Annotated in this window: 12 protein-coding genes; all 12 read left to right on the forward strand. The window is 39.6% G+C overall.

The genetic code is table 11. From position 1 onward, the window contains the following. Position 1 precedes the first annotated feature (1 nt). The 12 genes from yfmH (at position 2) to C1N55_RS20460 (ending at position 11,869) form a co-directional block, all read left to right on the forward strand. On the forward strand, positions 2-1,297 hold the full coding sequence (gene yfmH, locus C1N55_RS06545) for an EF-P 5-aminopentanol modification-associated protein YfmH (RefSeq protein WP_137728080.1): 1,296 nt from the start codon (positions 2-4) through the stop codon (positions 1,295-1,297). After that, complete coding sequence (gene ymfI / locus C1N55_RS06550) at positions 1,298-2,026, forward strand: elongation factor P 5-aminopentanone reductase (RefSeq protein ID WP_137728081.1); 729 nt, start codon at positions 1,298-1,300, stop codon at positions 2,024-2,026. It abuts the gene before it with no gap. A 47-nt stretch (positions 2,027-2,073) separates the two neighbouring features. Beyond that, positions 2,074-2,331, forward strand: coding sequence for a DUF3243 domain-containing protein (locus C1N55_RS06555; RefSeq protein ID WP_137730556.1), 258 nt, complete (start codon positions 2,074-2,076; stop codon positions 2,329-2,331). Positions 2,332-2,731: 400 nt separating this feature from the next. Then, on the forward strand, positions 2,732-3,532 hold the full coding sequence (locus C1N55_RS06560) for a DUF3388 domain-containing protein (protein ID WP_137728082.1): 801 nt from the start codon (positions 2,732-2,734) through the stop codon (positions 3,530-3,532). Positions 3,533-3,730: 198 nt separating this feature from the next. Then, entirely contained in the window at positions 3,731-4,633 is a 903-nt protein-coding gene (locus tag C1N55_RS06565) for a RodZ domain-containing protein (RefSeq protein WP_370452591.1), read from the forward strand. Between the two features lie 152 nt (positions 4,634-4,785). Then, a complete protein-coding gene (gene pgsA / locus C1N55_RS06570; protein WP_137728084.1) occupies positions 4,786-5,364 on the forward strand; it encodes a CDP-diacylglycerol--glycerol-3-phosphate 3-phosphatidyltransferase in 579 nt (192 codons plus the stop codon). A 12-nt stretch (positions 5,365-5,376) separates the two neighbouring features. After that, the gene (locus tag C1N55_RS06575; RefSeq protein ID WP_137728085.1) at positions 5,377-6,630 is read left to right on the forward strand and encodes a competence/damage-inducible protein A; all 1,254 of its coding nucleotides are present in this window, start codon (positions 5,377-5,379) and stop codon (positions 6,628-6,630) included. Between the two features lie 343 nt (positions 6,631-6,973). After that, entirely contained in the window at positions 6,974-8,041 is a 1,068-nt protein-coding gene (gene recA / locus C1N55_RS06580; RefSeq protein WP_305036285.1) for a recombinase RecA, read from the forward strand. A gap of 217 nt (positions 8,042-8,258) precedes the next feature. Beyond that, positions 8,259-8,441: a hypothetical protein gene (locus tag C1N55_RS06585; RefSeq protein ID WP_137728086.1), complete on the forward strand. Its 183-nt coding sequence runs from the start codon at positions 8,259-8,261 to the stop codon at positions 8,439-8,441. Positions 8,442-8,837: 396 nt separating this feature from the next. Further along, positions 8,838-10,391, forward strand: coding sequence for a ribonuclease Y (gene rny, locus C1N55_RS06590; RefSeq protein ID WP_137730558.1), 1,554 nt, complete (start codon positions 8,838-8,840; stop codon positions 10,389-10,391). A gap of 409 nt (positions 10,392-10,800) precedes the next feature. After that, positions 10,801-11,517, forward strand: a complete 717-nt coding sequence (locus C1N55_RS06595) for a GDSL-type esterase/lipase family protein (protein ID WP_137728087.1) — start codon at positions 10,801-10,803, stop codon at positions 11,515-11,517. Positions 11,518-11,698: 181 nt separating this feature from the next. Then, the gene (locus tag C1N55_RS20460) at positions 11,699-11,869 is read left to right on the forward strand and encodes a YwzD family small protein (protein ID WP_168193807.1); all 171 of its coding nucleotides are present in this window, start codon (positions 11,699-11,701) and stop codon (positions 11,867-11,869) included. The last annotated feature ends 148 nt before the right edge of the window (positions 11,870-12,017 follow it).

Raw genomic sequence — 12,017 nt, forward strand, 5'->3', positions numbered from 1 at the left:
CATGAAAACGATTGAATTTAAACAATTAGACGAAACTTTATATTACAAAAAACTACCGAATGGGTTAGATGTCTATATTTTGCCGAAGAAGGGCTTTTCGAAAACCTTTGTGACGTTCACGACGAAGTATGGCTCCATTGACCGTACATTTGTACCGATTGGGGAATCAGAAGCTATTACGGTGCCAGATGGGATTGCCCATTTCCTAGAGCACAAAATGTTCGAAAAAGAGGACGGGGACGTGTTCCAGCAATTTAGTGAAGCAGGTGCCTCTGCCAATGCCTTTACTTCATTCACACGTACGGCTTATTTATTCTCAGCTACTGACCATATTTACAAAAGTACAGAAACCTTGCTGAATTTCGTGCAAGAGCCTTATTTTACGGAAAAAACGGTCAATAAAGAAAAAGGGATCATCGGGCAAGAAATTACGATGTATGATGACCAAGCGGATTGGCGCCTGTATTTTGGTGCGATTGAGAACATGTACCATAACCACCCTGTGAAAATCGATATTGCCGGAACAATCGAGTCTATCGACAAAATTACAGCGGAGCATTTATACACATGCTACAACACGTTCTATCACCCATCGAATATGTTATTATTCGTTGTTGGTGCGATTGACCCGACTGAAATGATGTCGTTTATCGAGGAAAATCAAAACAAAAGAGAATTCCCTGAGCCATCTGAAATCGAACGTCATTTTGACGAAGAACCAACTGACGTAGCCGTTAAAGAACGCGAACTGAAAATGGACGTTCAAAAACCGAAAGTCTATGTCGGCTTAAAAGCAAAACAAACAGACTTAAGCGGAGAAGAAATGCTGAAGCACGAGCTGTCTGTTCAGATTGCATTAGAATGCCTATATGGCAGAGCCTCAAACTTCTATACAGATGTGTATGAAAGTGGCTTAATCGATGAGTCTTTTGCATATGACTTCTCATTAGAAAAAGGCTATGGCTTTGCACTAATCGGTTCTGACTCAAGCAATCCCGATCAATTAGCGCAAAAAATTAAAGAAGTAGTCAATAACGCGGAAAGCTTACTGAATGCAGATAGCATCGAACGTGTAAAACGCAAGAAAATCGGCTTCTATTTACGAGCTTTAAACTCTATGGAATTCATTGCGAACCAATTTACGCGTTATGAGTTCAATGAAATGAACCTATTTGATGCAGTTCCAGTCATCGAAAAATTAACGCTGCAAGATGTAGTTGAAGCGCTAAAAACAATTCAAGGGGAAACACAGCAAACGGTATTCAAGGTTTTACCTTCCAGTGAGCGTGCAGAGTAAATGAAAAAATTCGCACTTGTAGTTGGTGCTTCCGGTGCGATAGGAAATGCAATAGCAAAGCGACTGGCAGCTGATGGCTGGTCGCTCTATTTGCATTATCATCAAGGGCGTGCCAAGGTGGAGCAATTAATAAAAGAATTAACGAACGCCTACCCTGAACAAGAATTCCTGATGGTACAAGCAGACTTTGCAAGTGAAGAAGGGGCAGACCGCTTGGCACCTCAAATCTATTCACTTCAAGCAATCGTGTTCGCGGGAGGTCATAGCTACTACGGATTGATAGAGGATACGCCTGTTTCAGAGATGGATAAGCTTTGGAAAGTGCATGTCCAGAATCCGATGCGCGTCATTGCTCTTCTTTCCTCCAAGCTTCGAAAAAACGAGAAAAGTCACGTGTTATTTATCGGGTCGATTTGGGGAGAAGCAGGCGCTGCACTTGAATCGGTTTATAGTGCCGTAAAAGGCGCCCAGCATGCTTTTGTGAAGTCCTATGCCAAGGAAGTAGCCTATAATCATATTTTAGTGAATGCCATTGCACCAGGGTTGATCGATACATCGATGAATCAGCATTTAAATGAAGAAGAAAAGCAAGCGTTATATGAAGAAATTCCATTGGCCAGAGCAGGGAATGTAGAGGATGTCGCAAATCTTGCCAGTTTCTATTTAAGTGGTCAAGCCAATTATGTAACTGGACAAATTATAAGAATTAATGGTGGATGGTACATATAAATTCCGAACTTGCACATAATAAAGGTGCAAAGGAGGAGGAGAAAAACATGGCGCTTTTAGAAAACTGGGAAAAATGGACATCATTTTTAGGTGAACAAGTCACAGAAGCTCAAGAACACGGTATGTCTAAAAAGATGATTGAAAAATCAGCTATTCAAATTGGTGACTATTTGGCTAAAAATGTAGATCCTAAGAACGAACAAGAACGCGTACTGAAAGACCTTTGGGCTGTTGCAGATGGCGATGAAAAACATGCACTGGCTAACTGTATCATTAAACTAGTTCAAAGTCACCGCGTGCAGTAGTATCCACTCTTTATGCCATTTTTGGCTTATAAAGTAGCACTTTGCACGAATCATGCATGGATGCTACTTCCTTTAATGTAAACCTTATATCATAGAACAATTCTACATTCGTTTCATCATCTCTTCTAATTAGTTTAAGGAGGCTTGTCCTCCTTTTCTTTTTCTATTATTCTCAAGGTAAATATGACTTTTTTCCTTTCATAAAATTAACTCACGGGCTGGTATTTTCTTCAAAATTCGACACAAACCTTGGACTTGATGTTAATTTTCTACCTTTAGATGATAAAATTTAATAAATTGGAAGAAAATCGGTTGTTTCTAACTTTTCAATACATATAAAATCCGCTATGATGAAACTTATAGGAAAAATTTTCGTTTCGTTAGTAGGGGGACGTTTTTTATGGGCGAATGGTACTTTGAATATGAAATCCAAGTGAATCGTCCGGGGTTATTAGGTGATATTGCATCACTCCTGGGAATGTTACGTGTAAACATTGTTTCAATTAATGGAGTAGATGAAGGACGACGGGGAATGCTATTAAAAACGGAGAATGATGAATCCATTCAACGTTTTATATCGATTGTTTCGACAATGGAGAACATCAATGTGACGAGATTTCGTGAACCCAAAGTACGCGACCGTCTAGCAGTGCGTCATGGTCATTATATCGAACGGGATGCAGATGAAAAAAATACATTCCGTTTTGTAAGAGATGAACTCGGTATTTTAGTTGATTTTATGGCAGAATTATTTAAAAAAGAAGGACATAAATTAATTGGGATAAGAGGGATGCCTCGTGTTGGTAAAACAGAATCCGTTGTCGCAGCCAGTGTCTGTGCCAATAAAAAATGGCTCTTTTTATCATCTACCATGATCAAGCAAACAATTCGTCATCAGCTAATGGGTGATGAGTTTAATGACAATAATATCTTTATTCTTGACGGGGCAGTTACACGAAGATCCACAGATGAGCGACATCAGCAGCTTGTTCGAGAAATGATGCGTGTTCCGGCCATCAAAGTAGTAGAGCATCCTGACCTTTTTGTCCAACATTCGGAATATAAAATAGAGGATTTTGACTATATTATTGAACTGCGTCATCATCCAGATGAAGTGATTACGTATGAAATCATTGAAAAAAATGAAATGATGTCACAAAATGACCATTTTGGCGGTTTTGGTGGAGGATTTAATTTTTAACAAAAGCATTTTTACATTTGAAGTCAATGGCAGGTCATGATTTGACTTTTTGCTCATTGTTTTTCAATCCTTGAAAGCACCACAAAGCTTGTGGCCTAAACTCCTGGAAAAGTCACATATTTTAAGATGAAAAGCATTAGATCCATATTAAAATCGTGGACGACAAGATCCCCGAGTTGAAATGATTAAAAAAAGTAGGTGTTATTGTTGACTGAACTCGGAACTCGCCTTAAAGAAGCGAGGTTATCTAAAGGATATAGTTTGGATGATCTTCAAGAAATTACAAAAATACAAAAACGATATCTAGTTGCGATTGAAGAAGGAAATTATTCCATCATGCCTGGTACTTTTTATGTACGAGCATTTATCAAACAATATGCAGAAGCAGTTGGACTGGATGCGGATGAAATCTTGGATGAGTTTAAAAAGGAAATTCCTCATCAACAAAAGGAAGAAGTCGCTCAATCGATTTCCCAAAGTCCGACACGTCGGAAGCTAAATACACGTTCGACTAACCGTTTATTAGAGACGATGCCTAAAATCATCGTGGGTCTATTTATCATCGTCAGTGTGGTAGCGTTTTGGTTCTTATACCAAAAGAAATTAGCCTCCGATCAGCCAGAGGAAGTTCAAGAGGATGCTCAAGTTGAGTACGAACAACAAACACCTCCTCCAACTGAAGACCCTGTTGTCGATGAAGAAGAACCGGCAGATGAAACGGATGAGCCTGGAGAAGGAACAGATGAACCTGCTGATGATGAAGCAGAAGAACCAACTCCGACTCAAAGCATCTCTCAAGGTGTCCCACAGGGTGAAACAACTACGTACGAGTTAACTGGAACTGATACAATGAACATTCGCATCGAGGTTTCAGGCGATACATGGGTGGGTATCCGTAATGCAGAAGGTAGTGAACAAGTGGAGGATCGAGTATACAAAGCAGGAGAAGTGGTAGAATTTGATGCTACTGCCAATGCATATGCTCGTATTCGATTAGGGAATGCAAATAATGCAAAAGTTCTTATTAACGACGAACAGCTTCAGTATGTTCAAACCGTTACAACGCAAAACATCATTATCACATTACAACCAGGAGAATAGTCATCATTTGATGGCTATTTTTCTCCCGTTTTAACGAATACTAAATTTAGCAATAATTACGAAAATCGAAGAAGCTCGGTGGGGAATACCAAGTTCTAGGGAACAGTTCTTCACCAGATGTTTCACTTTACTCGAATGAAAGGTGTTAGCAAATGAATATACCGAATAAGATTACAGTCTCAAGAATATTATTAATCCCAGTTTTTGTGATTGTAATACTATTTGATTTTGGATGGGGAAATATGAACTTCCTGGGAGCAGAAATGCCGGTGAATCACTTTGTGGCAGCATTAATTTTTATCATTGCTTCTTGTACGGACTGGGTGGATGGGTATTATGCCCGTAAATACAACCTTGTCACGAACCTAGGGAAATTCCTTGATCCATTAGCAGATAAATTATTAGTAGCGGCAGCATTTATTGTATTAGTGGAGCTTGGCATGGCCCCATCATGGATTATTATCGTTATCTTGAGTCGTGAATTTGCCGTAACAGGACTTCGTGCGATCTTGGCAGGTGAAGGGGAGATTGTCGCAGCCAGCCAGCTTGGGAAAATTAAAACTTGGGCACAAATCGTTGCGATTTCGGCACTCCTTCTACACAATACTATTTTTGCTCCGATCGACATACCATTTGATATGATTGCTCTTTATGTGGCATTAATCTTTACGGTTTGGTCCGGATGGGAGTATTTCTATTTAAATCGTCGTGTGTTTGTCAACTCAAAGTAAGGGGGTACGTACATGAATGCTGAAATTATTGCTGTTGGCTCAGAGCTGCTGCTTGGGCAAATTGCCAATACAAACGCGAAATTCATCTCAACGCAGTTATCTGAGCTCGGCATTAATGTCTTTTACCATACAGTTGTCGGGGATAATGCGGCTCGTTTGAAAAGTGCCATTGAAATTGCTGAATCTCGTGCAGATTTAATCATTTTCTCTGGCGGACTTGGACCGACTAAGGATGATTTAACAAAAGAAACGATTGCAGCACATCTAGGTCTCCCTTTAGTGATGGACGATGTGGCTTTGTCCTTTATCGAGGAATTTTTTGCAGCACGTGGGCGCGGGATGACCGAAAACAATCGAAAGCAAGCCTTGATTCTTGAAGGCAGTGAAGTACTGGCAAATCATCATGGCATGGCTCCGGGAATGCTGTTGGAGAAAAATGGCAATACATACATATTACTTCCTGGACCACCCAAGGAACTTGAGCCGATGTTCCAATTTGAAGCAAAGCCAATACTTGCAGCACTTTTGAATGACGGTGGAGTAATCCAATCCCATGTATTGCGTTTTTATGGGATTGGGGAAGCCGAGCTCGAAGACCGTGTGCAAGACATTCTAGATAGCCAAACCAATCCAACAGTTGCTCCACTTGCCAGTGATGGAGAAGTGACACTTCGAATCACGGCAAGGGCACAAAATCCAGAAGAAGCTTGGACACTCATTAAAGAGAAGGAAGCTGAAATTTTGGCTATTGTCGGCGAGTACCACTACGGCTATAATGATGATTCTTTGGCATCGAAATTGGTGGAAATGCTCATGCATAACAATTTGACCATTTCAGCAGCAGAAAGCTTAACTGCTGGACTTTTCCAATCTGAGCTTGCCGAAATTCCAGGAGTGGGTTGCAGCTTAGTAGGTGGTGTTGTCACTTACACGCCAGAAGCGAAAATGAGTCAGTTAGGGATTGAAAAATCGCTGCTGGATAAATGCGGGATTGTCAGTAGTGAATGTGCCGGTTCTATGGCCGGTAAGGTTCGAGAAAAATTTGGCACAGACATCGGCGTAGGCTTGACTGGCGCAGCAGGTCCCGATCCTCACGATGGCCAGGCACCAGGAACAATCTGGCTAGGTTTCAGCATTGGTGATTCAGAGCATACTCATAAGCTTCAGTTGCAGGGAATGCGCAATACCAACCGTATTCGAACGGTAAAATTTGCATGCAGCTATTTGATGCGCTTGCTTGTTGAGAAAGGCTATGAAAAGATATAATATAATAGAGTATTATCACTTTGTGATGAAAGTGCTGCTAACTCAGATTACATGAGGTTAACTTTTGTAGTCGAAATATAGAATTTGGGCTATTAAAATAGCTCAAATTTTTATTTTGCCCAAAAAACGAAAATATGTTCGCTTTTTTCTTGAAACTTGTCTCAAAAAGAAGTATAGTAGAGACATAAGAAAAAGAGAAAATACTTCGTTTAACTTCTAGCAAATTATAAGTTAAATTTACAAGGTTTGTTAGGTTATTATGAAGTAAGCCTCAGTGGGATTGAACCTTCAATCCACGGTGAATTTTGATAATAATGTTTTTATATATAAGGAGGAAATTATTTTGAGTAATGATCGTAAAGCTGCCTTAGATATGGCGTTAAAGCAAATTGAAAAGCAATTCGGTAAAGGCTCTATCATGAAGCTAGGTGAACAATCAGATCGCCAAATGGAGACATCTTCAAGTGGTTCATTAGCAATTGATGCAGCATTAGGTGTTGGTGGTTATCCAAGAGGGCGTATCGTAGAAATCTACGGTCCAGAATCATCAGGTAAAACAACTGTAGCCCTACATGCAATCGCTGAAATCCAAGCAAAAGGTGGACAAGCTGCATTTATCGATGCGGAGCATGCACTAGATCCAGTTTACGCACAAAAATTAGGTGTTAACATTGATGAGCTATTACTTTCTCAACCAGACACTGGTGAGCAAGCATTAGAAATCGCTGAAGCATTAGTACGCAGTGGTGCGATTGACATTATCGTAATCGACTCAGTTGCTGCCCTAGTACCAAAAGCAGAAATCGAAGGCGAAATGGGTGACTCTCACATGGGTCTTCAAGCTCGTTTAATGTCTCAAGCATTACGTAAACTCTCAGGGATCATCAACAAATCTAATACACTAGCAATCTTTATCAACCAAGTACGTGAAAAAATCGGTGTTATGTTCGGTAACCCTGAAACAACTACTGGTGGACGTGCCCTTAAATTCTACGCGTCAATTCGTCTTGAAGTACGTCGTGCAGAAACAATTAAACAAGGCACTGAAATGATCGGGAACAAAACAAAAATTAAAGTCGTGAAAAACAAAGTAGCGCCACCATTCCGTACTGCAGAAGTAGACATCATGTATGGTGAAGGAATATCCAAAGAAGGCGAAATCGTCGACATCGGTGCAGAACTAGATATCATCCAAAAAAGCGGCTCATGGTACGCTTATGACGGCGAACGCATTGGTCAAGGTAGAGAAAATGCTAAAGCCTTCCTTAAAGCAAATCCTGAAATCCGTGAAAAAGTATCGAACCAAATCCGTGAATCTTACGGCATGACAGCCAACTCATACACAATTGGTGCGCATGACGAAGAAGAAGAAATGGACAAAGAACTAGCTTTATTACTAGATGAAGAATAGGATTGTCTTTCGTGAACTCGCCCCAACTTGTTGTGGCGGGTTTTTCGGTTTTAAAAGTGAGCTAACGAGTATGTAAGGTAGATGTTACGAGAACAGAGTTTGGCGGATAAATGCAATGTTTTGGCGGGTATTTGCAAAAAGTTGGCGGATATTTGCAAAAGTTGGCGGATATATTAAGAAAAGTGGCGGATAAAACACAATATCTGGCGGATAGATCATGCAGTCTGTAAATTTGAAGAATTTGAAGTGGCGAAATTATCGTAGAAAGTGGCTGGATTCTGAGCACAATGGCTTCGATGAACCTATGCGAACGCCATTTCATTACTTTAACCTATCAACAAATTTAGCATTACTGGAAACTTCACTGCATTATTCCCAATCAATCATCAAATATACGTAATTTTTCTTAAAATGAATAGAAAATAGTATATTTGCCAATAATAGTTAGAAATATCTTTGTTATTAGGTATTTTAGAAACAAGAGTATATCGTTAGACTCTCGAAATTTTCAGAAAATTAATTCTAAAGTCTTATAAGGTGATTTTAGACTACTTCATTAAGCTTACATTATTTGGTGGGGTCTCGTGGGAATCCTTGACATTGCTAGGTTAGAGCTATACAATTAAAATTGTATAATTTCTAAATTTTGAAATGAAATTGGCAGTATGTTGAAAGAGTAAGTTTTGCAAACAATAGATTATCAAATTATAAATGAATTTGGTATTTTGAAAAACTTTAGTCAATGTATGGGCCGACTGAAAATGAAACGAATATAGCAAGAGGAGGTGTTCGAATGATGGAATACATTATCTCCGCTTTGCTTGGACTCATCGTTGGTGGCGTTGTTATCTATCTCTATATGAAAAAGGTGAACGAATCAAAAGTAAATGGTGCGAAAAATTCAGCTGAGCTAATCATTGATGAAGCTAAGCGAGAAGCGGAAGCCTTGAAGAAAGAAGCACTACTTGAAGCAAAAGATGAAACTCACAAAATTCGAACTGAAGCAGAAAAAGACATCCGTGAACGCCGGGCAGAGCTTCAGAAACAAGAAAACCGGTTATTGCAAAGAGAAGAAAATCTTGATCGCAAGGATGATGCTCTGAATAAGAGAGAATCAGGCTTAGAGCGAAAAGAAGAAGCTCTAACTGACAGACAACAGCATATTGAACAGATGGAAAGTAAAGTGGAAGAGCTAGTACGCGCACAAACGTCAGAGCTTGAACGTATTGCAGCCCTAACGCGCGAAGAAGCGAAGGGGATCATCCTGAAAGAAGTTGAAAACGAACTTTCAACTGATATTGCCGTGATGACCAAAGAAGCAGAAACACGTGCAAAAGAAGAATCTGACAAAAAAGCTCGTGAGATATTATCACTAGCACTACAACGTTTTGCAGCAGATCACGTTGCTGAAACAACCGTATCCGTTGTAAACTTACCGAATGACGAAATGAAAGGCCGTATCATCGGTCGTGAAGGACGTAACATTCGAACACTGGAAACACTAACGGGTATCGATTTAATCATCGATGACACGCCAGAAGCAGTCATTCTATCTGGATTTGATCCAATCCGTCGTGAAACAGCTCGTCTTGCACTTGAAAAATTAGTACAAGATGGACGAATCCATCCAGCTCGCATAGAAGAGATGGTGGAGAAATCACGTCGTGAAATGGACGAGCAAATTCGTGAAACTGGTGAACAAACAACGTTTGAAGTCGGAATTCACAATTTACATCCTGACCTTATGAAGATCCTTGGCCGTATGAAATATCGTACAAGCTATGGTCAAAACGTACTGAAGCATTCAATCGAAGTTGCTCATTTATCAGGACTGCTAGCGGCAGAACTTGGTGAAGATGTGACATTAGCAAGACGTGCAGGATTACTACATGATATCGGGAAAGCCATTGACCACGAGGTTGAAGGCAGTCACGTAGAAATCGGTGTAGAGCTTGCCACAAAATATAAAGAGCATCCTGTTGTGATCAACAGTATTGCCTCTCACCATGGTGACACGGAAGCGACATCTGTCATTGCAGTAATTGTTGCAGCTGCCGATGCCTTATCAGCAGCAAGACCGGGCGCACGTAGCGAAACACTTGAAAACTACATTCGTCGTCTAGAAAAACTGGAAGAAATTTCAGAAAGCTATGATGGAGTAGAAAAATCATTCGCGATTCAAGCAGGACGCGAAATCCGTATCATCGTTCAACCAGAGAAAATTGACGATCTAGCTTCACACCGTTTAGCACGAGATATCCGCAAACGCATTGAAGAAGAACTCGATTATCCTGGTCACATCAAAGTAACGGTCATCCGTGAAACACGCGCAGTCGAATACGCTAAATAAGAATAAACCCAGCTTGTAGACAAATTTTGTCTGCAAGCTTTTTTATTTATAAAATTATTTAGAGAAAATAATTATCATTAATATTGTTTATATTAAGTTTTGCTATCAGGTTATTACTTGGGGAAGCTAATTTAAAAGTGAATATATATGATGTAACGATAATCGATGCGGCCCAGCCGGTTTATTCAGCATAGTTTGGTACATCCTTGGATTGTAAAGATGGATCAATCTATAAGCGGACAGACAATCAAATTCGATAATTTATAAATTCAATTATCCAACCAGTTTGGCAGGGAAAGTTTGGGGAACATAATTGCAGAGTAGCAAAAATGCCGATTAAATGGTAAAAGTGTCATAAGGAAACCTTCCCAAAGAAGTGAATGCAGCCTAGAAAGAGAGGGAATGGCGTATGGAAAAAAGAAAGAATTTATTCATGGTGTCATTGGTTTTAAGTTTAGTTATCTTTGGTTTGTTTGTTCTATCCAAAAGAGGGGGGAATGGCTCCTTGAAAAGGGAATTCGATGGGTTGGAAGTTTCGCCCACATACTCAAGCTACTACTTGCAGAAGAAGGATATTTTCGAAACTACGGAAACGTCCTATGTAGATAAAATCTTTGTTGGCGACAGCATTACGGATCATGGAGAGTTTCATGAGTTTTTCCCGGATCAAGTAATATTGAACCGAGGAATCAGTAAAGATACTTCCGCAGGGGTGTTGAATCGGATTCATGAAGTGGTAGGCAGGAATGCCAAGGAAGTGTACTTGCTGATCGGGGTAAATGATATAAGAACAAAAGTAGAGCAAGCTGTTTATATTGATAATATTAGGAAAATTATTGATACCTTTGCAAATAGTAAATCGGAAATCTACATTCAATCCATCCTCCCAGTAAACAACTCGATCTATGGCAATAAAGTAACGAATGACAAAGTCATACTATTTAATACAGCGCTTAAACAAACAGCGAAAGAACTCAATGTTCATTTTCTGGATTTGTTTCCATCTTTCATCGATCAAAATGGACAATTGAAAAAAGAATATACCTTGGATGGAATTCACCTGAATGGAAAAGGCTACAAAGCTTGGACCGATCTTGTATCTGGCACCCATACAACTTCGAAATAATTCTGAATTGTTATCGAATTGTGTGCGTGCCTGGCACACAAACTATTCAACGCTTGATACATAAACAAAACAGTTTCTAAATATATGTAATAATATTTTATAGTATTTTAATGTTTGCAATCTATTTTTTGTGGGAAGATATTTGCATAGATAGATATGAATTGCTTTGGAGGTAGTGGTTGTGGAGGGCATGGATATTCAGGAAGAGTTTAAACAAATTTTGGAGTATGCGATACAGCGAGGCAATGAAAATGAGCAAATAACGGTGAAAGAATTTGTCAACGAACTGGCAATACATTTGAAACCATTAGTAGAAAAATCAAACACAAAGGGATTGTCTGTGACTCGCTAAGACAATCTTTTTTCATGGATATCTATTTATATTTCTCAATAAAGCACCAAGAAGAAAGAAAACTCTCTCCTCTTTAGCACACTCGATTTAACCAAAAAACGATTTACGCGCAGCTACGATAGAAGGGTAGCTCTTAAAGACTCTTGCC

The organism is Lysinibacillus sp. SGAir0095, from assembly GCF_005491425.1.
GTDB lineage: Bacteria > Bacillota > Bacilli > Bacillales_A > Planococcaceae > Ureibacillus.